This is a genomic window from Microbispora sp. H13382 (genome assembly GCF_014161445.1).
Lineage (GTDB): Bacteria > Actinomycetota > Actinomycetes > Streptosporangiales > Streptosporangiaceae > Microbispora.
The window spans coordinates 83,593-105,922 of the sequence record NZ_JABBXA010000026.1 but is presented as its reverse complement, the minus strand read 5'-3'; the positions used below and the strand labels follow the sequence as shown (position 1 = coordinate 105,922).

Annotated in this window: 23 protein-coding genes; 9 read left to right on the top strand and 14 right to left on the bottom strand. The window is 74.9% G+C overall.

Annotated features, from left to right (window positions below; genetic code table 11):
* Nucleotides 1-5 precede the first annotated feature (5 nt).
* From HHX41_RS35585 to HHX41_RS35570, 4 genes are all read right to left on the bottom strand, one after another.
* A complete protein-coding gene (locus tag HHX41_RS35585) occupies nt 6-377 on the bottom strand; it encodes a YciI family protein (RefSeq protein ID WP_169982763.1) in 372 nt (123 codons plus the stop codon).
* A gap of 47 nt (nt 378-424) precedes the next feature.
* On the bottom strand, nt 425-1,087 hold the full coding sequence (locus HHX41_RS35580; protein ID WP_182909468.1) for a DUF998 domain-containing protein: 663 nt from the start codon (nt 1,085-1,087) through the stop codon (nt 425-427).
* Nucleotides 1,088-1,135: 48 nt separating this feature from the next.
* A complete protein-coding gene (locus HHX41_RS35575) occupies nt 1,136-2,431 on the bottom strand; it encodes a HAMP domain-containing sensor histidine kinase (RefSeq protein ID WP_182909467.1) in 1,296 nt (431 codons plus the stop codon).
* 80 nt (nt 2,432-2,511) lie between these two features.
* Nucleotides 2,512-3,171 (bottom strand): TetR/AcrR family transcriptional regulator, encoded by a 660-nt coding sequence (locus HHX41_RS35570; RefSeq protein WP_169982760.1) that lies wholly within the window; start codon nt 3,169-3,171, stop codon nt 2,512-2,514.
* A gap of 235 nt (nt 3,172-3,406) precedes the next feature.
* On the opposite strand from HHX41_RS35570, the gene HHX41_RS35565 reads away from it, so the two are divergent.
* Nucleotides 3,407-4,333, top strand: a complete 927-nt coding sequence (locus HHX41_RS35565; RefSeq protein WP_259401557.1) for a pentapeptide repeat-containing protein — start codon at nt 3,407-3,409, stop codon at nt 4,331-4,333.
* On the opposite strand, the gene HHX41_RS35560 is transcribed toward HHX41_RS35565, so the two are convergent.
* Entirely contained in the window at nt 4,239-6,359 is a 2,121-nt protein-coding gene (locus HHX41_RS35560) for a BTAD domain-containing putative transcriptional regulator (protein ID WP_396795680.1), read from the bottom strand. The genes HHX41_RS35565 and HHX41_RS35560 overlap by 95 nt on opposite strands.
* A 91-nt stretch (nt 6,360-6,450) precedes the next feature.
* On the opposite strand from HHX41_RS35560, the gene HHX41_RS35555 reads away from it, so the two are divergent.
* On the top strand, nt 6,451-7,329 hold the full coding sequence (locus tag HHX41_RS35555; protein WP_182909465.1) for an alpha/beta fold hydrolase: 879 nt from the start codon (nt 6,451-6,453) through the stop codon (nt 7,327-7,329).
* Between the two features lie 32 nt (nt 7,330-7,361).
* Here HHX41_RS35555 and HHX41_RS35550 read toward each other — a convergent pair whose 3' ends face one another.
* Nucleotides 7,362-8,912, bottom strand: a complete 1,551-nt coding sequence (locus HHX41_RS35550; protein ID WP_182909464.1) for an alpha/beta fold hydrolase — start codon at nt 8,910-8,912, stop codon at nt 7,362-7,364.
* Between the two features lie 218 nt (nt 8,913-9,130).
* On the opposite strand from HHX41_RS35550, the gene HHX41_RS35545 reads away from it, so the two are divergent.
* The gene (locus HHX41_RS35545) at nt 9,131-9,544 is read left to right on the top strand and encodes a YciI family protein (protein WP_220504726.1); all 414 of its coding nucleotides are present in this window, start codon (nt 9,131-9,133) and stop codon (nt 9,542-9,544) included.
* Complete coding sequence (locus HHX41_RS35540; RefSeq protein ID WP_182909462.1) at nt 9,541-10,851, top strand: RNA polymerase sigma factor; 1,311 nt, start codon at nt 9,541-9,543, stop codon at nt 10,849-10,851. Before HHX41_RS35545 ends, HHX41_RS35540 begins: the two co-directional genes overlap by 4 nt.
* 27 nt (nt 10,852-10,878) lie before the next feature.
* Here the strand turns inward: HHX41_RS35540 and HHX41_RS35535 are convergent, their stop codons facing one another.
* Both HHX41_RS35535 and HHX41_RS35530 read right to left on the bottom strand, forming a co-directional pair.
* On the bottom strand, nt 10,879-11,259 hold the full coding sequence (locus tag HHX41_RS35535; RefSeq protein WP_182909461.1) for a VOC family protein: 381 nt from the start codon (nt 11,257-11,259) through the stop codon (nt 10,879-10,881).
* The gene (locus HHX41_RS35530; RefSeq protein ID WP_182909460.1) at nt 11,256-12,029 is read right to left on the bottom strand and encodes a metalloregulator ArsR/SmtB family transcription factor; all 774 of its coding nucleotides are present in this window, start codon (nt 12,027-12,029) and stop codon (nt 11,256-11,258) included. The genes HHX41_RS35535 and HHX41_RS35530 overlap by 4 nt, the downstream gene beginning before the upstream one ends.
* Before the next feature lie 74 nt (nt 12,030-12,103).
* Between HHX41_RS35530 and HHX41_RS35525 the strand changes: the two genes are divergently transcribed.
* From HHX41_RS35525 to HHX41_RS35515, 3 genes are all read left to right on the top strand, one after another.
* Nucleotides 12,104-12,778, top strand: a complete 675-nt coding sequence (locus tag HHX41_RS35525; RefSeq protein ID WP_310742324.1) for a pyridoxal 5'-phosphate synthase — start codon at nt 12,104-12,106, stop codon at nt 12,776-12,778.
* 31 nt (nt 12,779-12,809) lie between these two features.
* Entirely contained in the window at nt 12,810-14,069 is a 1,260-nt protein-coding gene (locus tag HHX41_RS35520; RefSeq protein ID WP_182909458.1) for an APC family permease, read from the top strand.
* A gap of 93 nt (nt 14,070-14,162) precedes the next feature.
* Nucleotides 14,163-14,876, top strand: coding sequence for a MerR family transcriptional regulator (locus tag HHX41_RS35515; protein WP_182909457.1), 714 nt, complete (start codon nt 14,163-14,165; stop codon nt 14,874-14,876).
* A 21-nt stretch (nt 14,877-14,897) separates the two neighbouring features.
* Here the strand turns inward: HHX41_RS35515 and HHX41_RS35510 are convergent, their stop codons facing one another.
* From HHX41_RS35510 to HHX41_RS35500, 3 genes are all read right to left on the bottom strand, one after another.
* Nucleotides 14,898-15,854 carry a phosphotransferase gene (locus tag HHX41_RS35510; protein ID WP_220504715.1) on the bottom strand — a complete coding sequence of 319 codons (957 nt, stop codon included), beginning with the start codon at nt 15,852-15,854 and terminating at the stop codon, nt 14,898-14,900.
* Between the two features lie 88 nt (nt 15,855-15,942).
* Nucleotides 15,943-16,827, bottom strand: a complete 885-nt coding sequence (locus tag HHX41_RS35505) for a fructosamine kinase family protein (RefSeq protein WP_182909456.1) — start codon at nt 16,825-16,827, stop codon at nt 15,943-15,945.
* A 75-nt stretch (nt 16,828-16,902) separates the two neighbouring features.
* A complete protein-coding gene (locus HHX41_RS35500) occupies nt 16,903-17,703 on the bottom strand; it encodes a putative protein N(5)-glutamine methyltransferase (RefSeq protein WP_211592067.1) in 801 nt (266 codons plus the stop codon).
* Nucleotides 17,704-18,144: 441 nt separating this feature from the next.
* Between HHX41_RS35500 and HHX41_RS35495 the strand changes: the two genes are divergently transcribed.
* Entirely contained in the window at nt 18,145-19,245 is a 1,101-nt protein-coding gene (locus HHX41_RS35495) for a methyltransferase domain-containing protein (protein ID WP_182909455.1), read from the top strand.
* A gap of 386 nt (nt 19,246-19,631) precedes the next feature.
* On the opposite strand, the gene HHX41_RS42110 is transcribed toward HHX41_RS35495, so the two are convergent.
* Entirely contained in the window at nt 19,632-20,264 is a 633-nt protein-coding gene (locus tag HHX41_RS42110; protein ID WP_310742326.1) for a hypothetical protein, read from the bottom strand.
* On the opposite strand from HHX41_RS42110, the gene HHX41_RS42105 reads away from it, so the two are divergent.
* Nucleotides 20,167-20,967, top strand: a complete 801-nt coding sequence (locus tag HHX41_RS42105; RefSeq protein WP_310742323.1) for an MOSC domain-containing protein — start codon at nt 20,167-20,169, stop codon at nt 20,965-20,967. The genes HHX41_RS42110 and HHX41_RS42105 overlap by 98 nt on opposite strands.
* A gap of 66 nt (nt 20,968-21,033) precedes the next feature.
* Here the strand turns inward: HHX41_RS42105 and HHX41_RS35480 are convergent, their stop codons facing one another.
* Both HHX41_RS35480 and HHX41_RS35475 read right to left on the bottom strand, forming a co-directional pair.
* A complete protein-coding gene (locus tag HHX41_RS35480) occupies nt 21,034-21,624 on the bottom strand; it encodes a DinB family protein (RefSeq protein WP_169982741.1) in 591 nt (196 codons plus the stop codon).
* A 168-nt stretch (nt 21,625-21,792) separates the two neighbouring features.
* Nucleotides 21,793-22,323 carry a hypothetical protein gene (locus tag HHX41_RS35475; protein WP_182909453.1) on the bottom strand — a complete coding sequence of 177 codons (531 nt, stop codon included), beginning with the start codon at nt 22,321-22,323 and terminating at the stop codon, nt 21,793-21,795.
* Nucleotides 22,324-22,330: the final 7 nt, after the last annotated feature.

The window sequence follows — 22,330 nt, the reverse complement described above, 5'->3', positions numbered from 1 at the left end:
GGTGCTCAGGCCGGCGGGGCGAAGTCCTCGGGGCCGAGCACCTTGACCACCTCGGCCTCGCCCTCCCAGCCTTCCCACAGGTCGCGGTGCAGGCGCATGAAGCGTGAGGTCCACTCGACCGCCTCCTCCTTCGACCGCACGTCGTACAGGGCGTAGCTGATCAGTTCCTTCGACTCGGCGAACGGGCCGTCGGTCACGCTGAGCCCGCCCTCGGCGAGCCGTACGGCCGCCCCGGACGCGCTGGGGGCCAGGCCGGCGGTGTCGAGCAGGGCCCCGGCGACGGTCGCCTCCTGGCCGAGCTTGGCGATGGCCTCCATGAGGTCGGCGGGCGGCGGGGTGGCGGGCTGGGCGGCCCTGAGCAGAACCATGTATCGCATCGGTCTCTCCCTCCAAGCAATGATCTATCAGGTGATCGTGGGACGGGTCAGGCGTTCCGGTAGACGTGCACGGCCAGGGCGCCGATCCAGGCCCAGCCGAGCACCACGGCGCCGGTGAAGGCGAGGTTGGACCAGGCCGCGCCCGCGGCGGAGACCATGGCCAGGAAGCCGGCCGCGAACAGCGCGCCGGTCGCCCGCGACCCCCACGCCCAGGCCGCCCGCCCGCTGCGGGCGAAGCGGTGGGCGAGGACGAAGCAGGCCGCGACCAGGCAGGTGAACCCGACGCCGCCGGAGGCCAGGTGCGCGATGCCGTGCCAGCTGACCTCGCCGCCGGGCACGCCCCGGGGGAAGCCCTGGGCCGGGTCGGCCCGGAAGGCCCCGGCCGCCAGCAGGCTCAGGCCGTAGACGGCCAGCAGGCGGGGGGCCCAGCCGCGTCCGGCGGCCCGGCGCAGGCCCGCGGCGAAGGCGACGGTCATCGCCCCGGCCAGGACGAGGTTCGTGATGTGGATCCAGCCGAGGTCGCCGTTGGCGAGCAGGCTCCAGGCGTGCCGGGTCAGGTCGAAGCTGTCCCGCGTGAGGGCCTCGGTGAGCGACACCCCGACGTAGAGCGGGCCGGCGATCACGCCGTACCCCAGCAGGCTGCGGGTGACGGCGCTCTCGCGGTCGCAGGCGCGGGACGGGGTGCCGGCGTGAGCGGTGGCGGTGGTCATGGGCGGTTGTCCCTTCGGGCGGGGGCCGGTCCCTCACCGGCCCTTCACTCACTCCTCGAACGGGACGACCCCGTATCGACACCTCTCCCGGATTTTTTTCAAGATTTTTCTCGAGGGCTCCGGTGTGGGCGGGAGGCCGCCCATCGCGTTCCGGTGCATGAGCGGCACCCGGAGGACGAACCGCGCGCCGCGGGGAGAGTCCTCGACCCGCAGGGTTCCCCGATGCGCCCGGGCGATGTCGCGGGAGATCGCAAGACCCAGCCCGGTGCCGCCGGCGTCCCTGCGCCGCCCCTCGTCCAGCCGGGTGAACCGGTCGAAGACCCGCTCGCGGTCGTCGGGCGCGATGCCGTTCCCGTCGTCGCTCACCGTCACGACCGCCTGGCCGCCGGCGGACCCGACCTCGACCGTGACGCCGGTCACCGCGTGCCTGCGCGCGTTGCTCAGCAGATTGTTCACCAACCGGACCAGCTGCACCCGTGAGCCGTGCACCCACACGTCCCCGGTCGTGCGGACCTCCACGGGCGTACGGCCGGGGTGTGCCTTCACCTCCTCGGTCACCAGCGCGCCGAGGTCGATCGGCTCGGGCGGCGCGGGCCGAGCGCCACGCAGCCCGGCCATGGCCAGCACATCCTGCACGATCGCCTCCAGGCGGCCGGTGGCCGACAGCGCCCCCCGGATGGTGTCGCGGGGGTCGACGTGGTCGGGGTAGAGCAGTGCTTCCTCCAGTTGCACCCGCAGCCCGGCGATCGGCGTCCTGAGCTCGTGGGAGGTGACGGAGGCGAGCCGGAACTGCTGCTCCATCGGGCGCAGCGTCCGGCCCGTGATCCACCACGTCAGCCGGCTGCCGAGCAGGACGATGAGGAGCGCGGCCCCCGCGATGAGGTATTCGAGGTGGTGTGTCGCCAGGAGGGGCGGCTCGGCCGTGCCCGCGTAGACGACGGGGGCGTCGGGGGCCGGCGACACCCGGTTGGCCATGAGCAGGACGCACCGCTCGCCCGGCCCGCACTCGACGCGCCGCTGGAGCCGGTCGTCCGGCCCGGGCCTGAAACCACTCAAAGGCGGCCGTCCGGTCGCCGCCGGGCTGGCGTCCACGACCCTGCCCCGCGCGTCCACCAGCTGGACCAGGTCGACTGTGCCCGCGACGGGGGCGGTGCGCGGCAGCGTGCCGTTGCGCACCTGCGCGCTCCACAGGGCGGCGACCTGCTCGGCGTCGAAGAACACCCTGTCTTCGACCCTGTAGCGGATCGCCAGGTCCAGGCTCACGCCGCCCAGGACCGTGAAGAGCAGGGACAACACCGCCACGGCTGTCGTGTAGCGCTTCTGGATCGAGCGCAGGAACGGCATCGGCCTCACCATTCTCCTGCCACACCCGTGGACGGTCGGTACCACGAAGCGCAGATTGGACGATTTCGTCCACTTTGCGGTCAGTTGTCCGATTGTGTCAAATTGGCGACAGGGGCCCTGACGTGGGCTTTCACGTGGTCCAACGCCATGTCGAGGGCGACCATGAGGGGCCGTTCGTCCTGCATGGTCTCGGCGAGCAGGTAGCCGCCCTGAAGGGCGGCGATGACCGCGACGGCGAGTTCCCGGGGATCGGTGCCGGGGTCGAGCTCGCCGCTTTCCCGCATCCGGGCGAGGCCGTCGGCGAGCAGTCCCTGCCAGGTGTCGAAGATGCCCGCCAGGGAGCGGCGGGCGTCGTCGTACCGGCCGGCGACCTCGTTGGCCAGTGAGCCGATGGGACACCTGTAGGGCTCGCCGCGCTCCCGGCGGCTGGTCACCAGCCAGTCGCGCCATCGTTCGAGATCTCGCATCGAGCGCACCTGGTCGAGCTGCGGCTTCTGGGTAGAGACCATGCGATGCTTCCGCATCGCGATCACCTCGGCGATCAGGGCTTCCTTGTCCGGGAAGTAGTGATAGAGCTGTGACTTGCTGATGCCGCAGGCGTCCACCACCTGATCGAGGGTCGTCGCCGCGACCCCCTGCCTGAACATGAGGTCGGCGGTGGTGGCGACGATGCGGTCGCGAGTGGCCGCGCCGCGCGCGGTGAGCCGTGGGGAATCCTTCCTCGACCCTCGATCGGCCATGCGACAACCCCGCCTTCGCGCACCCGGCCCCGCTGGAGATCAGCCCGATATTACCCGACATACCACCATAAACTGGACGAAATCGTCCATTTCGCCTCCGATCGTCTTCGAGCCCGCGGACCTGGTCCGCGCGGGCGGCCCGGCGTACGGCGCTCGGCGGGTGGGATACGTTTCTAGCTGGGCGCCGGGCCGGCGAGCGGCCGATCGCCCGCGGAACACGAGGAGATCAGGCACGTTGCCCGACACGCACGACCCCGCAGGCACCGGCGCGGACGCCCCGGCGGGCCCCGGCGGCAGGCGGATCGGCCTGCGGGCCGACTGCGCGAACTGCTTCGGGCTGTGCTGCGTCGCGCTGCCCTTCGCCGCCTCGGCCGACTTCGCGATCACCAAGGACGCCGGACGACCGTGCCCCAACCTGCGGGACGACTTCCGCTGCGGCATCCACGCCCGGCTGCGCGACAGCGGCTTCCCCGGCTGCACCGTCTACGACTGCTTCGGCGCCGGGCAGAAGGTCTCGCAGGTCACCTTCGGGCGCAGCTGGCGGGACGAACCGCGGACCGCGGCCCGGATGTTCGAGGTCTTCCCGGTCATGCGGCACCTGCACGAGCTGTTGTGGTACCTGGACGAGGCGCTGGCCCTGCCGGCGGCCCGCCCGATCCACGCCGAGTTGCGCGGCGCGTTCGAGGAGACCGAGCGGCTGACGACGGGCACCCCCGACGACCTGCTAGGCGTGGACGTCGCCGCCCACCGCGAGAAGGTCAACATGCTGCTGCTGCGGACGAGCGAGCTGGTGCGGGCGCCGGCCGGGGGCCGCGCTCCCGACCGCAGGGGAGCCGATCTCATCGGCGCTCGGCTGAGAAAGGCCGACCTGCGCGGCGCCAACCTGAGGGGCGCCTACCTCATCGGGGCGGACCTGCGGGGGGCCGACCTGCGCTGGGCGGACCTCATCGGGGCGGACCTGCGCGGCGCCGATCTCGGCGGAGCCGACCTCACCCAAAGCGTCTTCCTCACCCAGGCCCAGGTGAACGCGGCCAAGGGGGACGAGGCCACCAAGCTGCCCCCGGGCCTCACCCGGCCGTCGCACTGGTCGGGCCCCGCGGCCCGTCCGCCCGCGGCGGCGGGCCGGGCGCCCGCCCGCAGGCCGCGCCCCCGCCGCCGCTGAGGCAAGCGCCCCTGTTCGTCTCGTAGCCGAGCGCGGCGGCGAGGTCGTTCAGGTGTCCCGCCACCGGGCCGAGCGTCAGCACGCCGCTGCCCGCCCCGGCCAGTTCACCCGCCGCGGGCAGCAGCGCGGCGTACGCGCGTTCCATGGTCGTGCGGTCGCCGAGGGTGAGGGCCGCCCGGGCGGCCAGGCACCACAGGGCCTCCGTCAGCAGGTCTCCCGGCGGCTCGGGAAGTGCGCGCAGCGCCGCCGCGGCCTCCGTCCGGTGGCCGCGTGCCAGCAACACTAGAGGCCGGGCCCACGGCGCGTACGGCCCCCAATCGGCGTGTACGTCGTCCGGTGCGGGCTGCGCGTGCCGCAGGCGCAGGCACAGCAGCGCGAGCGGCAGCAGGCCGCGCTCCATGCCGGGCATGCCGGCGCCGTCCAGCCGCGCGGCGGCCTCCCGGTAGGCGGCCTCGGCCTCCTCCACCGGTGCCCGCCCGGTCGCGTCCAGGCGCAGCGCCCGGTACCAGCCGGTGAACACCCGCACCAGGGGCCGCTCGTGCCGTACGGCCAGGCCCTCGGCGGCGGCGGCGTGCGCGTCGGCGGCCGGGAAGTCCGCGAGGGCCGACCGGGCCTGCATCCGGACGAGGTGGCCGAGCACCTCGAAGGTGACCAGGCCGTGCCGGGCGGACAGGTCCACCAGTTCGGCGCCGATTCCGTCGCGGCGGGCGGCCAGTCCCGTGCGGTGGAAGGTCTGCATGAACACGCCGCTCAGCGCGAACGCCAGCAGCGCGGGGTCGTTCAGGCGGCGGGCGATCTCCTCGGCCTGCCGCGCCGCCCGCGGCCCGGGGCCGGAGCGTGCGCCGCGCGACTCCAGCGCGATCGTCGCCAGCAGACGGGCCCGGGCCGCCTCGTGACCGGCGGCCTCGTGACCGGCGGAGAGGGCGGCCAGTGTGCGCCCGGCCGCCGCCACGATCCGCGCCGCCTGCCCGGGGTCGTCGGAGCGGGTCCAGATGGCCGGGACGTCGAAGGCGCCGATCACCCGGGCGGTCAGCTCCGCGTCGCCCAGTTCCTCGGCCGCCTCGACGGCGGCCACGCGGTGCTCGCGGGCCGCCCGCAGGCCGCCGCCTCCGGTCACGGCGAGGTCGCGCAGCAGCCCGGCCGTCGACTCCAGACGGGCCCGTGCTCCGGTGGCGACCGTGCGGTCGTACGCGGCGGTCGCCTCGGCCCACACCCGTTCGGCCGCGCCGGCGATCGCGGCCGGGGTGGGGTCGAGGTGGCCGGCCTGGCGCAGGATGTCGGTCTCCAGGCGGCGCAGCCCCGGGCCGGGGTCCACTCCCAGCTCGTCCACCAGTAGCGCACGCGCCCGGCGCAGCACGGCCAGCGCGTCGCCCTGCCGCCCGCCGCGGTACAGCGCGAGCGCGAGCAGCCGCCAGGCCTCCTCGCGCCAGGGATGCCCGGCCGTGTGCGCGTCAAGGTCGGGCACCGCCTCGGCGGTCCGGCCCAGGGCCAGCAGCGCCTCGGCCCGGCGTTCGACCGCGTGCAGCCGCAGCTCGGCCAGGCGGGAGCGCTCGGCGCGGGCCCAGTCCTGGTCGGCGAACTCCGCGTAGGCGGGGCCGCGCCACCACCCCAGCGCCTCCTCCAGCCGCCCGAGCCCGTCGTGCGGAGGCAGCGCCGCGGCGGCGGCCACCGCGTGTTCGAAACGCCAGGAGTCCACCGCGTCGGTCGCGGCCCGCAGCGCGTACCCCGGTCCCTCGGTGACCAGCAGCCGCGCGGGGGTGCGGGGCGGCCGGTCGGGTTCCAGGGCGCGGCGCAACGCCGCCACGAACGTCCGTACGGCCCCGAGCGCCCCCGCCGGCGGTTCGTCCCACAGGTCGTCGATGAGGCGGGTGACCGGGACGACGCGGCCGCGGGCGACGATCAGCCGGGCCAGCACCGCGCGGTGCCGGGGCCCCTTCAGGGCGATCGCGGCGCCGGCGCCGTCCCAGGCCGTCACCGGCCCCAGCACCCCGAACGCGATCCCCACCTGCGGCCCCCTCCAGGTCACGGCACCTGTCACGGTAGCGCGCTGACCGGATGCTCATTCACGCCCGGCAGCCTGGGGGCACATCCGATCCCGCACAGAAAGGGAACGCGTCATGGCGCCTGTCCTTCCCGGTTTCGACTACCTGCGCGTGCCGGTCGCCGACGGTGTGTCGCTGAACACCGCCGTCGCCGGGTCGGGGAGCCCGATCGTGCTGCTGCACGGCTTCCCCCAGACCCACCTGATGTGGCGGCACGTCGCCGCGGACCTGGCCGCCGGCCACACCGTGATCTGTCCCGACCTGCGCGGCTACGGCGCCAGCGACAAGCCTGCCGAGGCCGGTCCCGAGACCTATTCCAAGCGCACGATGGCCGCCGACGTCGTCGCCCTGGCCCGGGCGCTGGGACACGAGCGGTTCGCGCTGGCCGGGCACGACCGCGGCGCCCTGGTCGCCTTCCGCGCCGGGCTCGACCACCCGGCGGCGATCAGCCACCTGGCCTGCCTCGACGTGCTGCCCACGCTGGACATGTGGGAGGTGATGCACGGCGCCGCCGCCGCGGTCGGGTTCCACCTGTACCTGATGGCCCAGCCGCCCGGCCTGCCCGAGCGGATGATCGGCGCGAGCGCGGACGCGTTCTTCGGCCACTTCCTCGACCTGTGGACCCTCGACCGCGGGGCGATCCCCGGCGACGTACGCGCCGCCTACCTGGACGCCTGCCGTACGGCGGTGCCCTCGATCGTGGCGGACTACCGCGCGTCGGCGGGGATCGACGCCGACCACGACCGGGCGGACCGGGAGGCCGGGGCCCGGCTGCGGATGCCGGTGAGCGTGCTCCAGCAGGACTGGGGGGCCGCGCTCGGGTACGACGCCGTGGCGCTGTGGGGCGCCTGGGCCCCCGACCTGGTGCACTCCACGGTCGCCTGCGGGCATTTCATGGCCGAGGAGGCCCCGGCCGTCGTCGCCGGGGCCCTGCGCGCCCTTCTCACCCGCTGAGCCGGGCGAACGCGGCCTGCCCGCCGATCCGGTCAGCAGGCGACGTCGGCGCGCGGGAGCGTCCCGGTGGTGAGGAAGGCGTCGACGGCGCCGTTGAGGCAGGCGTCGCCGAACGACGGGTACGGCGCGTGGGTGTGGGCGTCGATGGTCACCAGTCGCGAGCCCGGGATGTGCGCGGCGACGGCGCGGCTGTTGGCGATCGGGACGGCCACGTCGCGCAGCGCCGCGGTCACCAGGACCCCGGGCGCCCGGTTGGCCGACAACCGCACCGGCTCGTCCTTGATACGGGGCCAGAAGGCGCACGGCGTGATGTTGGCGTTGGTCGGCCCGAACAGCGGATACCGCGCGCCGTAGGAGGCGAGGTCGCGCAGGTAGTCGCGGGGGTCGCGCGGCCAGGGGCCGTCCCCGCACCGGTAGGCCATGTTGGTCGCGGTGTGGTTGTCCGCGGGGACGCCAGGCACCCCGGCGGGCGGCAGCGGCCGGAGGGGGAACGGCACGTACGGCTCCCGCCCGGCGGCGAGGTCGGCGAAGGCCGCCGCGACCAGCCCGAAGGAACGCTCGTCGTAGACGCCGGCCACGAGCAGCGACCCCAGTTCGCCGCCGGTCCAGGCGTGTCCCGCGACGACGAGGGGGCTCGTCGCGGCGCGGCGGATGAGCCCGGTGACGGCGCCGGTGACCTCCTGCGCGGTGGCGCCGAGGCCGTAGTCGGCGTCGCGCGCGGCCGTCCAGGCGGCGAAGGCGGCCGTGCCGGCCTCGAACGCGGGGGTGCGCGCCAGCTCGTACGGCCGCCACGCCGTGTCGCCGTAGGGCGGGCTGTCCAGCACGAACCTGTCCACCCGGCCGGGGAACAGGGTGCTGTAGGTCGCCCCGAGCATCCCCGCGTACGACCCGCCGAGGTAGGAGATCTTCTCCTCGCCGAGCGCGGCCCGGATGACGTCCATGTCGCGGGCCGCGTTCGCCGTCGTGGCGTACGGCAGGGCCCACCCGGCGGCGCGCACGCAGTCGCGGGCGTACGCGCGGGCCTCGGCGGCGTCGGCGGGGAAGCTCCCGGGGGTGGCGGTGCGCACCCAGTAGCCGCCGGTCTCCTCCAGGTCCTGCCCGCAGCCGATGGGCGTGCTCCGCTCGACGAAGCGCATGTCGAAGCCGATCAGGTCGTATCGGGCCCGTACCTCGGGCGACAGCAGGGGCGCCAGGGTCGACGGCAGCGGCACGCCCGGTCCGCCGGGGCCGCCTCCGGTGGTGAGCAGCACGCCCCGGCGGCGGGCCGGGTCGGTCGCGGGCAGCCGCGAGATCGCGATCGTGATCGTCCGGCCGCGGGGACGGCGGTGGTCGAGCGGCACGGTGACCTCCGCGCAGCGCAGGGCCGGGTCGCCGGCCCCCGCGCAGTCGCCCCAGCGCAGCTGCCGCCCCGGCGGCCGCCCGGGCCGCTCCCCCGGATCCTGCCGCGGGGCGAGGGCCGCCGCCTCCGCGCCCGCCGCCGACGCCGGGACCATCGGCGGGAGCAGCACCGTGGTGGTCACCGTGGATGCCACGGTGACCACCACGCCGGCCAGGATCCGTGACACGCGTGCCCAGTGAGCCATGCCGCACACCATGGACGACGCGGGCGCGCGCGCCAACGGCCCGGGTCCGCGTGTCCGGCTGTGGGAGAGATCGCGCTGCTCCGGGACGCGGCCTTCGTGTCCGGACGTGAAACTTTCCCGTGTGCGTGAGAGCGTGTCCGGATCGGACGGCCGGCTCCGACGTCCTTTGCGCGGCGGTGCGGCAGGCGCCCGCCGGAGAGGAGCGAACCGTGAAATACATGATCATGCTGTACGGCTCGCAGCAGGACTACGACGTCCTCGCGGGACGGCCGGGCCACACGCCCGCCTGGTCGGCCGGTGACGTCGCGGCGATGCACGCGTTCATGACGGAGTGGAACGACGACCTGGTGAAGTCGGGCGAGTTCGTCGACGCCCAGGGCCTGACCGCCCCCGTCCACGCCCGCAGGATCCGGCTGCGTGAGGGGGTCCCCGTCGTCACCGACGGCCCCTACGCCGAGACCGAGGAGGTCCTGGCGGGCTACACGATCGTCGAGTGCGACAGCTTCGACCGGGCGACGGAGATCGCCGCACGCCTGGCGCGCACCCCGTATCCCGAGGGCGCGGCCCTGGCGCACGAGTGGTACGTGGACGTGCGTCCGATCGCCGAGTCGCAGGCCGAGCTGGAGCTGTGACGACGCCTCGCGGCGAGACCGAGGACCTGCTGCGCGGCCTGGCGCCGCGGGTCCTCGGCGCGGTCGTGCGGCGGTACGGCCACTTCGACACCGCCGAGGACGCCGTGCAGGAGGCGCTGCTCGCCGCCGCCGTCCGCTGGCCGGAGGACGGCCTGCCGGACAACCCGATGGGCTGGCTCGTCATCGTCGCCGGCCGCAGGCTCACCGATCTGCTGCGCGCCGAGCAGGCCCGGCGCGGCCGGGAGGAGGCCGCCGGCAGGCGGGCGCTGCCCGAATGGCGGCCCGCGCCCGCGGCGGACAGGTCCGCGGCCGGGGCCGACGACACGCTGACCCTGCTGTTCATGTGCTGCCATCCCGCGCTGTCGCCCGCCTCGCAGATCGCCCTCACCCTGCGTGCGGTCGGCGGCCTGACCACCGCGCAGATCGCCCTCACCCTGCGTGCGGTCGGCGGCCTGACCACCGCGCAGATCGCGCGGGCGTTCCTGGTGCCGGAGGCGACCATGACCCGGCGCATCACCCGGGCCAAGCAGCGCGTCAGGGACAGCGGCGTTCCGTTCGGCATGCCCGCGGAAGCCGACCGCGACGCGCGGCTGCGCGCCGTCCTGCACGTGCTCTACCTGGTCTTCACCGAGGGGTACGCCGGGGATGCCGGCGGGGCCGGGCCTCGCCGGGAGGACCTGGCGGCCGAGGCGATCCGGCTGGCCCGCATCCTCCACCGGCTGCTGCCCGACGACGGCGAGGTGGCCGGGCTGCTCGCGCTCATGCTTCTCACCGACGCCCGCCGTGCGGCCCGCGCCGCCCCGGACGGCACGCCGATCCCGATGGCCGAGCAGGACCGGACCCTGTGGGACGCCGCCCGCGTCGTCGAGGGCGTGGCGCTGGTCGACGCCGCTCTGGCCCGGGGCGTGCCCGGGCCGTACCAGATCCAGGCGGCGATCGCCGCCCTGCACGACGAGGCGCCGAGCGCGGAGGTGACCGACTGGCCGCAGATCGCCGCGCTGTACGCGGTGCTGACCGGGATGTCGGCCAATCCCGTGACGGCGCTGAACCACGCGGTCGCGGTGGCGATGAGCCGGGGCCCGCGGGCGGGGCTGGATCTGCTCGCGGGACTGGAGGACGACGAGCGGCTCGCCCGCGACCACCGCCTGCCCGCGGTGCGCGCGCACCTGCTGGAGATGGCGGGGGAGCGGGCCGCGGCACGGGAGGCCTACCTCACGGCGGCCCGGCGGGCGGCGGGCCTGCCGCGCAGGCGCTATCTCAACGCCCGCGCCGCCCGCCTGTCGGCGGCACCCGACGGCGACGCCTGACAGCCGGCCGAGTCCGGGTGAACCGAGTCAGGAACGGGGCTGGAACAGTTCGACGAGGTTGCCGGCGGGGTCGGGGAGCAGGATCTGCCGGCCGCCGGGGCCGGCGACCACTTCCCCGCGGAACGACAGGCCCGCGGCGCGGAGCCGGGCGATCTCGGCGTCCAGGTCGTCGACGATGAGGTGGATGCGGTTGCGGCCCGCGCCGGAGACATCGGCGGGAGTGGCGCGGGCGCCGGAGCTGGCGGGTCCGGACAGCAGCAGCCGCAGCGGCCCGCGTACCACGTCGGCGAAGGCGGGTGCGGCGCTGCTGTTGAGGGTGAAGCCGAGATGGGTGGTGTAGAAGTCGACGGCCGCCTGGACGTCGTCGACGAGGTAGCGGACGCCGGCGTAGCGGTAGGTCGCGGTCATCGGGGAGCCTCCGGGGTGTGGGCCAGGACGGGTAGTAGGTGGCGGACGCGCGTGTCGATGTCCGCCGCGGTCCGGTCGAACGCGGCGTGGCCGTCCGGCTCCGGCCGGTCCGCCGCGGCCGGGTCGGGGGTGCTCCAGTGGATTCGCCGCGCGTGGTCGCCGAATTCGGGGCAGGTTTCGCGGACCTTGTCGCAGAGGGTGATGACGTAGTCGAACCGGCGGCCGCGCAGCGTGTCCAGGTGGCGGGGCCGCCGGTCGGCGATGTCGATGCCGTGTCGCTCGCGCAGCACCCGTACGGCCTGCGGGTGCATCTGCGGCCGGGGCCGGCTGCCGGCGCTGGTCACGGTCACGAGACCGGAGGTGTGGTGACGCAGCAGAGCTTCGGCGATCGGCGAGCGGGCGCTGTTTCCCGTGCAGGCGAACAGCACCGAGAGCCGGGGCCACCGCGCCGGATGCGTCGGCGGCTCGGGGACGCCGCGCAGCGCCGGATGCAGGGCGGCCCCGGCGCCGGCCAGGGCCTGCGCGCATCGGTCCAGGTCGAGCCGGTAATAGCTGTCGCGGCCGTCGCGGCTGCTGCGGGTGGCGGTGACCAGGCCGCCGTCGCGCAGCAGACGCAGGTGGTAGGAGACCAGGTTCTGCGGCGCTCCGGCCAGCGCAGTGAGCTCGCGGACCCGCAGATCACCCGCGGCGAGCTCGGTCAGCAGCCGCCAGCGCAGCGGGTGCGCGGCCAGGCGCACGAACGCCGGGGTGGCTTGACTCGACGACGCCATGACCCGGACGATACATCAAGCACATTTGATGGAACAGCCGTGGATTCATCGCGCCGCGAGGTGGAGGGGTGATCGTGGGGGAGAGCGGTCCGGCGGGTTCGATACGTGATCTGCTGCGGGGGCTTCCGGTCTTCGACACCGAACTGCCGGGGTTCGACGTCGACGCCGCGCCGGCGGAGCCGGTCGCGTTGTTCGTGGAATGGCTGACCTCGGCCGTCAAGGCCGGAGTGCGGGAACCGCACGCCATGGCGCTGGCGACCGCCGACGCCGCCGGGCGGCCTTCGTCCCGCGTGCTGATCTGCAAGGACCTCGACGCGGACGGCACCTGGTATTTCGCGACGAGCGCGGGCAGCCGCAAAGGCCGGGAGCTGGCCGCCACGCCGTACGCCGCTCTCAGCTTCTACTGGCCCGAGCAGGGCCGTCAGATCCGGGTGCGGGGCGCGGCCGCCCCGGCGGACGCCGGGCGCGGCGCCGCCGACTTCCTCGCGCGTTCCCCCGGCGCCCGCGCCGACGCCCTGACCGGCCGCCAGTCGCAGGTCCTGGACGAACCGTCCGACCTCGACGCCGCCCTCCGCGCGGCACACGCGCGGATCGAGGCCGATCCCGGGGTGGTCGCGCCGGGATGGACCGTCTACGGCGTCCGCGCCGACGACGTCGAGTTCTGGCAGGCCGACCGCGACCGCCGGCACATCCGCCTGCGCTATGCGCGTGCGGACGGCGCCTGGACGCGTCACCGCCTGTGGCCCTGAGACCGCGAAGCCCTCGACATCGGAGGTCGCCATGAGGGGCACGCCGACCGGCGCCGGGCAGGGGCCGCTGGAGCGCCGGCTGGGCCTGCCCGACGCCGTGATCATCGGGCTGGGCTCGATGATCGGTGCGGGGATCTTCGCCGCTCTGGCGCCCGCGGCGCGCGCGGCGGGGTCCGGGTTGCTGCTCGGGCTGGCCCTGGCGGCGGTCGTCGCCTACTGCAACGCGACCTCCTCGGCCCGGCTGGCCGCGCGCCACCCCGCCTCCGGTGGCACCTACGTGTACGGACGGGAGCGGCTGGGGGACTTCTGGGGCTATCTGGCGGGATGGGCGTTCGTGACCGGCAAGACCGCCTCGTGCGCGGCGATGGCGCTGACCGTCGGCTCCTACGTGTGGCCGGAGCGGGCCCATCTGGTGGCGGTGGCCGCCGTGGTGGCGCTGACCGCGGTCAACTACGCCGGGATCCACAAGAGCGCCTGGCTCACCCGGGTCATCGTCGGGGTGGTCGTCGCGGTGCTGGCCACCGTGGTGGTCGCGGGCCTGACCTCCGGCGCGGCGGACCCGGGGCAGCTGTACGTGCCGGCCGGCGTCACGGCCGGCGGGGTGCTGCAGGCGGCGGGCCTGCTCTTCTTCGCCTTCGCCGGTTATGCGCGCATCGCCACCCTCGGTGAGGAGGTGCGCGACCCCGTGCGGACCATTCCCCGCGCGATCCCGCTCGCGCTCGGGCTCACCCTGGTCGTCTACGCGGCGGTCGCGGTGTCCGCGCTCGCCGTGCTGGGCGGTACGGGACTGGCGGACGCGGTCGCGCCCCTGGCCGCCGCCGTGCGGGAGGCCGGTCATCCCGGCCTGGCCCAGGTCGTCCGCGCGGGCGCCGCGGTCGCCGCTACCGGCTCGCTGCTCGCACTGATCCTCGGGGTGTCCCGCACCACGCTGGCCATGGCCCGCGACCGGCACCTGCCGCACGTCCTGGCCGCCGTCCATCCCCGGTTCCGGGTGCCCCACCACGCCGAGCTGGCCGTCGGCGCGGTCGTGGCGGTCCTGGCCGCGACCGCGGACCTGCGCGGCGCGATCGGGTTCTCCTCCTTCGGGGTGCTGGTCTACTACGCCATCGCCAACGCGGCCGCCTGGACCCTCGGGCCCGAAGAGGGACGGCCGCCGCGGGTGGTGCCCATCCTCGGCCTGGCCGGCTGCCTGGTCCTGGCCTTCGCCCTGCCCCTGTCCTCGGTGGTCTCCGGGGCCGCCGTGCTCGCCGCCGGCGCCGTCGTCTACGCCGTGCGCCGGGCCGTCACCTGACGAAGATCACTTGAGACTCGCAGGCGGCTACGATGAGCCGATGCGACGTGAAGTCCCAACCGAGGTGAAGCCGGCCGGCATGTGGCGGGATCGATGAGCCGCAGGGCGCTGCGCCCGGTCGACCTGGCGCGGGAGGCGGGGGTCTCCACCCAGCAGATCCGCAACTACGCAGACGCGGGCATCCTCCCGCCCGCCGAGCGGACGGCCGCCGGCTACCGCAGGTTCGACGCGCGGCACCGCGACGCCCTGCTCGCCTACCGGGCGCTGGCCAAGGGGTACGGCTGGGATGCCGCCCGTTCGATCATGCTGGCCGTGCACGACGGCGACCTGGCGGGCGCGCTCGCCCTCGTCGACGCCTGCCACTCCGCACTGCACCAGCAGCGGCTCGCCCTGCGGGCGACGGGGGAGGCGCTCGAAGCGGTGGCCGGCCAGGACCCCGGCGGTGCGATGGCGCCGCGGTCCCCCCTGCGGATCGGGGAGGTGGCCGCGCTCCTCGGCGTACGCGCCTCGGCGCTGCGCGTCTGGGAGGACGCCGGGCTGCTGACCCCGCAGCGCGAGCCCGGCACCGGCTACCGGTGGTACGGCCCCGCCGAGGTCCGCGACGCCCGCATGATCCACATGTTGCGGCAGGGCCGGTATCCGCTGGCGCGGATCGGCGACGTGCTGGACGGCCTGCGCCGCAGCGGCAGCACCGAGGCGCTGCGCGCGGCCCTCGCCGAACGCCGGGCCGCCCTCGCCGCCACGGCCGTCGCCATGCTCGAAGGCTCCGCCCGCCTGCACGACTACGTCGCCGGCGCCTCAAGGTAGCGCGCAGGGACGTGCGCGGCCCTACAAGGCCCACCAATGCGTGGCCAGGCGGTCGAGGGTGGGCCGCGGCGGCGCGGGCAAGCGGGTCAGGTACCAGGCGAGGCTGCTGTACCGGTGCAGCAGGGCGTAGGCCAGCAGCCGCCTGCTCAGTTCCTCGTTCAGGTCACGGTCGCGGTAGCCGTACGCGAGGAGCAGGCGGCGCAGGATCTCGCCCTCGCCACAGGACAGGAACAGCCCCACCGACGCGAACTCGTACTCCCGCGCGCCCCGCATCGCCGGTTCGAAGTCGAACAGGCCCGACAGCCGCCGGCCGTCGCCGTCGCGCACGACCATCAGGTGCTCGCGCATTACCTCCGTGTGCAGCAGCACGGGCGCGGACGGCGTGAGCTCGACGCTGTCGAGGAAGTCCGGGATCTGCGCCAGCCAGGCCTCCTCCAGCCCGTCGGCGCGGTGGTGCGCCACGCACGCGTCCCGCCGCGTACGGAGGAAGCCGTCCCAGTCGTGCGGCCCCACGACCGCGTCGAGGCCGGGGGAGGACACCGAGTGGAGCGCGGCGAGCGTCTCGCCCACGGCGGCGGCGAGCTCCACCCGGTTGTCGTGAGGGATGCCCGGCCACGCCAGGGCGAGGCTCTCCCCGGGCAGGCGCGTCATCAGGATGTAGCTCCACCCGTCGAGCCCTCCCGCCTCCAGGACCCGGGGCGTCGGGATCGGCAGGCGTCCCTCCACGGCCCGCAGGACGGTCAGCTCCGTGTCGTACTCCTCGGGCAGGTAGACCTCGGGGTAGAGCTTGAGCACGTGCCGGTCGCCCACCGCGTAGACCGGCAACGACCCGTCGGCGAAGCGCTCAGGGCGTTCGCCGCCGAGCCCGAGATGCCCCAGCAGGGCCGACACGGCCGGGCCGAGACGGGACTCGTCCCGTCGGACGGCCATGAACTGCTCCTGGGTCTCGGCCGGCGGCAGCCGCACGTCGGAAAGCACGGCCCCGACGATAGACGAGAGCTCCGGGAGCCGATCGACCGGTTCGGCCCACGGCAACCGCCCCTACTCCCCGTGCCCTCCGCCGACCTCACCCCCTCCGCCGGAACGGGGCGAGCGTGGCCCGCACGAGGTCGGCGGCGCCCCAGTCGGGGTCGAACTGGGCGATCACGGCCAGGTGCTGGCGTAGCTGGATGATCGGCATGCGTTGGCGCCAGTCGCGGTCGAGCCCGGTCAGCTCGGCGTACAGCTCGAAGAACACGTGCGCCTCGGGCGGCGGCGCGGTCGTCCAGAGGTGTGCCAGGTCGACCTCGGCCCACGTGTACGACACGGCCGGGTCGATCAGCGCGGGCCGCCCATCGGGGGTGGCCATGACGTTCAGCGCCCACAGGTCGCCGTGCGTCAGGCACGCGGGCCTGACCGGCAGCAGCTCGGGCAGCCGGTCGCACAGCCGCTCCAGCGCCGCCCGGTCCGCGGTGTCGAGCGCCTCCCGGACGCGAGGCTCGCCGAGCCAGCGCAGCAGACGGTGCCGGGCGAAGAACTCGAACCCGTCGTCAGCCCAGGTGTTGACCTGCCGGCGACGGCCCAGCCAGTTGTCCCGGTGCCACCCGAACCGGGGGTGCCGCGTGGTGGTGTGCAGGTGGGCGAGCGCATGCGCCAACCGCGCCCAGAAGACCTCGGTGCCCGGCCTGGGCCGCAGCGCGGACAGCACGAGCAGATCGCGGCCGGCGAGGATGATCTCGGGCGTGGCGACGCCGCCCGCCTCGCGCAGCGCGGTGAGCCCCTCGGCCTCCGCGGCGAAGGCGTCGTCCGACGGCGGCTCGCCGAACGCCTTGACGAACACTGGCGTGCCGTCACCGCGGCGCGCGAGCCCCGCCGTCGCGGCGAGACCTCCAGTGGCCGGCTCGACCGCGACGACGTCGGTCAGACCGGCCGCGTGCAGGCGTTCCAGCAGGAAAGACGTCGCTTCTGTCACGGGTGTGCTCCTCTGCTCCCCGAGAGCCCGGACGAGGGCACCCGGAACCCCGGCGACCGTAATCCCCGCGGGCCGTCACCTGCGCGCGCCGCCCGGCCGGGTTCCGATCACGGCGGTCGCGTCCAGTTCCTCGTCGCGGGTCAGGCGGGCGGCGAGCCCGGCGCGGCCGACGGCCTCGGCGGTCTCCTCCGCCTGGCTCTCGCTCGTCTCCACCAGCAGGTGGCCGCCCGGCACGAGCCAATCGGCCGCCCCGGCGACGACCCGCCGTACGACGTCGAGCCCGTCCGCGCCGCCGTCGAGCGCGACCTGCGGCTCGTGCACGCGCGCCTCCGGCGGCAGCAGCCCGATCGCGCCGGTGGGCACGTACGGAGGGCTGGCGACCAGGACGTCCACCCGGCCGCGCAGCGCGGCGGGCAGGGCTGCGTAGAGGTCGCCCTCGTACACTCTGCCGCCCGCCGGGGCGAGGTTGCGGCGGGCGCAGCGTACGGCGGCGGGGTCGACGTCCACGGCGTGCAGCTCGACCGGCCCGGCGGCTGCGGCCAGCGCCGCGCCCATCGCGCCCGAACCGCAGCACAGGTCGACGACGACGGCGCCAGGCGGGGCGAGAGCGGCGGCCCGGCGGACCAGGAACTCGGTGCGCGGCCGGGGCACGAAGACCCCCGGGTCGACGGCCAGCCGCAGGCCGCAGAACTCGGCCCACCCGATGACGTGTTCCAGCGGCAGGCCGCGGGCGCGCCGGTCCACCATGTCGTCGAGCTCGGCGGGCGTACGCGCGGCGGAGACCAGCAGACGGGCCTCGTTTTCGGCGAACACGCACCCCGCGGCCCGCAACCGGGCCACGACCGAGGGAAAAGCGGGGGAGAGGGACAGTGACAAGGGAGAACCTTCCGGTGTGCCGAGGGCGCTCCCGCGGTCGCCTGCCTCTACGCGACCGTACGTGCGGGGAGAGGGGAGCACCCGACCTGTTCAGCGGTAATGGGGCTCACCTCCTCGCGTCGTCGCCGCCGTGACCGGCACCCTACACCAGAGCGCCCGTTCACCCGCACGGGGCCGGGCCGGAGTCCAGGTCCACGGCCGGCGGCCCAGGCCGGAGCGGAGAAGTTGATCCGGCGCCCCCGCGGCCCTACGATCGCGACCGTGACGTTCACGTTCTTCTTCCCCCTCCGCTAGCCGCCGTCGGCGAAGCGAGGCCCCGCCCGTCGCCGACGAGGCGGGACGGCGACGCGCCGTCCCGGGCCGACGCGGGAGAACAACGATCACCATGCGCGTACGCGCTGTCACTTTCTCCGCTCCGCGTCCCAGCGCTCCCACCGTCCCATGACGGCGGCGAGTCTGGTGGCGCGGTGCGTCCACGGGCTGGAGCCGACGGTCGCCGCCGAGATACTGCGGCACGGCCTCGGCGTAATCACTCACATCGGGCATCGCGAGGTGCACTTCCGCGCGTCGCGGCCGCCCGCGCCGCACGGCCTCGTACTGGGCCTGCGCACGGCGGACGACGTGTTCCTGCTGGCCGCGCGGGGCACCGACGTCGGCCCGTCGCGGACGGGGGTCGCGGCCCTGGCGGAGCTCGCAGCCGCCGCCGACCTCGCCACCCTGACGCGGCTGCGCCGCGACCACGGCGGCCCCGGCGCGCTCACGGGTGTCGAGGTTTCGGCGTCGTTCCTGGGCAGGCGCAACTTCACCCGGTACGACGTGGAGGACGCGGTCGGCCGCGCCCTGGCCGCCCGGCTGGGGGTCGGCTACCACTCGCGGCGCGGTGGCGCGCCGCCGCCGGGCCACGGCGGCTGGCGGGTCACCCTCGACGGGGAGCGGGCCACGCTGCTGCTGCGCATCGCCGAGCGCCCGCTGCACCGGCGGGCCTACAAGCGGCGGTCCGTCCCGGGGACCCTGCATCCCCCGCTCGCCGCCGCCATGGTGGCCATGGCCGGCATCGAGCCCGGTGACACGGTCCTCGATCCCTGCTGCGGCGCCGGCACCCTGCTGGTGGAGGCGGTGCGGCAGCGGGCGGGCATCCGCGCCTGCGGGTTCGACCTGGCCTCGCGGGCGGTGGCGGCAGCGAGGGAGAACGCCGCGGGGCTGCCCGTCGCCGTGGCCCGGGCCGACGCCGGGCGCCTGCCGGTGCCGGACGGCGTCGCCCACCGTGTGCTGGCGAACCCGCCCTGGGGCGGTCAGGTGGCCCCGGGCGGTCTGCTCGCCGCGTCCGCCGGACGCTGGTGGGCGGAGGTGCGCCGGGTGCTCGCGCCCGGCGGGACCGCCGTGGTCCTGCTGCCCGGCGTCGGCGAGGTGCCGCTCGGCATCCGTCACGGCCTCACGCCCGTGCACCTGCAACGCGTACGGGTCGCCGGGGCGGAGTCGTTCCTGGTCCGGTGGACGGCCCCACGGCCGGGCCGCCGCACTCCTCAGCAGGGCGCTGGGTGAAGAGCTCAGCGCCGAAGAAGCGCGGCCGTCCGCCCCCGGGACCTCGCCACGGCGGTGCGTCGTCTTCGACCGGCGCCAATACCCGGCTTGTGCCGGCGTGCCGATGCTTGGTCCAGGCCGAACCGGTTTCTCCTCCCCCTCCTGAGCGGGGATCACCGCGCGACGCGGTGATCGGGAGCCCGTGGCAGGCAGGCCGCACTGCCGCGGGCTCCCGCCCTCGTTCACCCCACCGCGGGTCATCCCACCCGGCGCACGTCGTTGTCGGCCGCCGCCTCAGGCAGCGGGCGCGTCTCCGGCCGCTCCGGCCGCTCCGGACGCTCCGGACGCTCCGGCCGGTTCGGGGGAGCGGCGCGGGGCAGGCCCGGCGGGCAGAAGCGCGGCAGGCATCAGGCCGAGGGGCGCAGGGCGGCGGCCGCCGTGGGTGCTCCAAAGACCATGACCACCGTGACCGGAAGCAGCCGCAGGCCCGTCGCGAGCGGGCCGAGCCCGAGCCGTTCCTGCAGCACGAAGGTGGCGGCGAACAGCGCGCCGAACACGCCGCCGGTGACGGCCAGCAGGAGCAGCATCGACGCGGTCACCGGCATCGACCGGGCGACCGCGGCGGGCACGATCGGATGCGCCGCGCGGCGCTCGTGCGCGACGAACACGGCGGTCAGGCCCGCGACGGCGAGCAGCCCGAGCAGCGTCGGCGCGGCGGTACAGCCGTGGACGGGCACACCGGCCAGCGTGTGCACGCCGATCGCGAGCGTGCCCGCCAGCAGCGCCGCGCCGGTCAGGTCCAGCCGCGAGTGCGCGGGCCGTTCGGGCGCGGGTGCCCGTACGGCGAGGATACGGCGGAGCGACCGGATTTCACCGCTTTCGAGGAGTGATTCCCGGACGTACGCTGACGGCGTGGAGCTGGCCGAGATCCGTAGATATCCGGTGAAGTCGGTTTCTGGGTGGATTGTTGATTCGGCGGTCGTGGAGCCGTGGGGGCTGGCGGGGGATCGCCGGTGGGCCGTGGTGGACGAATCGGGCAACCTGCACTGGGTCGGGGAGAATCCGCGGCTGCTCTCCGTCGTCGCCACTCGCACCGCCGAGGACGGCCTCCTGCTTGAGGCCCCCGGTCTGCCGCAGCTGAAGGTGCCCCCGGCCACGGGTGAGCACGTCCCCGTCCACTTCGTGGAACTGGACACGGCGGTCCTCGCCCATCCGCAGGCCCATGCCTGGTTCACCCGCTTGCTGGGGAAGCCCGCCCGCCTCGTCTGGCTCGACGACCCCCGCCGCTGCGCCGTCCCGGCATCCCACGGCGGACTTCCCGGCGATGTCGTCAGCCTGGCCGGGGACGCTCCCTTCCTGCTCACCTCCCGTTCCTCCCTGCGCCGGCTCGACGAGTGGATCGCCGAGGGGGCACGCGAACGTCAGGAGGAGGTCCCCGCCCCCCTCGACATGGCCCGCTTCCGCCCCAACCTCGTCGTGGACGGCTTCGCCCCCTACGTCGAGGACAGCTGGCGCGAGATCCGTATCGGCGCACTCCGCTTCCGCATGTCCGAACTGTGCGACCGCTGCGCCGTGCCGACCTACGACCCCATCACCCTCGAAAAGGGCAGGGAACCCCTTCGCACCCTGGCCCGCCACCGCCGCTGGGACGGCAAGACCTGGTTCGGTGTCCGCTTCATCCCCCGCGACTACGGCGAGATCCAGGTCGGCGACCCGGTGACCGTCCTCGCCGCCGCGCCCTGACCCGGCAGCGGCCGCGAGGACGGTGCGCCGCGACCGTGCCTGCGGCAGGTTCCCCTCCGCCCGTGATCAGCCCTCGCCGGCTTCCCGCGCCGTGTGCTCCAGACGGTTGCGGTAGCTCTCCCACCATGCCTGATCGCCGTGGGGCAGGTTGAGGTTCCCGTCCCGCAGGCCGGCCGTTCCGTCGATGAGTTCCCTGACGATGTCGGCGTGACCGGCGTGCCGGTTGGTCTCCGCGATCACGTGCACCAGGATCTGGTGCAGCGTCGCCGTGCTCCGTTCGTCCGGCCACCACGGCACATGACCGGTCGCGTCGAGCGCCAGCGTGGCGATGGTGGTGTCGGAGTGCTGCCATACCCGGCGGTACAGCCCGACGATGTGGTCGCGCGACTCGTCCGCGGTCGCCCACATGTCCGCGTTGTCTTCGGCGTCGTCCTCCGTCCATTCCAGCGGTTCGCCGAACGGCCGCCCGAACGTGTCGCCGAAGTAGCCCACCTCCACCCCGGCGAGGTGTTTGACGAGCCCCAGCAGGTTGGTGCCGGTCGGGGTCAGCGGGCGGCGGATCTGATATTCGGAGAGCCCGTCGAGCTTCCACAACAGGGCGTCGCGGGCGGTCTGCAGATAGCGTTGGAGGTCCGTCTTCGGTTCCGGTGTGGCCATGCCGGGGAGTGTGTCAGCCGGCGCCGGCAGCGCGCACCGGCTTTTCCCCCGGGCCGGTGCCGTACGGTCCGCGGGGAAGCCGCCGGTCGGCCTCTTCCCGTGCAGGGAACCCCCCGCCCCGGCGGATGCCGGGACGGGGCGTACTCGTCACCGCGCCCGTACGGGAGCTCAGGTGATGGTCAGCGTCGTCACCCCCGTCGCTCCGGTGAAGCCGGTGGTGAGGCACATCAGCAGGTTCGGCTGGGGGAGGGCGATGACCTGCACCGCGGACCGGCCGGTGAACGGACCCGAGGTGACGGTGCCGGTGAACGTGGTGACGACCTGCCCGGCCACGGCGGTGCTGCTGCCGGTGCCCTCGATGACGCTGGCCTCCCCGGTGTTCCAGGTGAGGGTCCGCGCGCTCTGGAAACCGTCGAGGAGGTCGTTGCAGCCGGCGAGGATGGTGAAGCGCTCGTCGTACGATCCGCTCGTCACATCGCCTCCGCCCAGGCACGAGGTGAACCGGCCGGTGGTGGTGATCTCGAAGTTCCGGGGCTGGAAGACCACCCCCGGTTCGTAGGCGTCGGACTCGGTCCCCTGGCACTGCACAAGCGCGAGCGGCCGGGCCTGGGCCGGGCTCGCGGCGGCCGGCGCCACCACGCCGAGGGTGGCTACGGCGGCAAGGGCGAGCGCGCGCGCCCGGAATCTCCTGTCGGTCAAGGCTGTC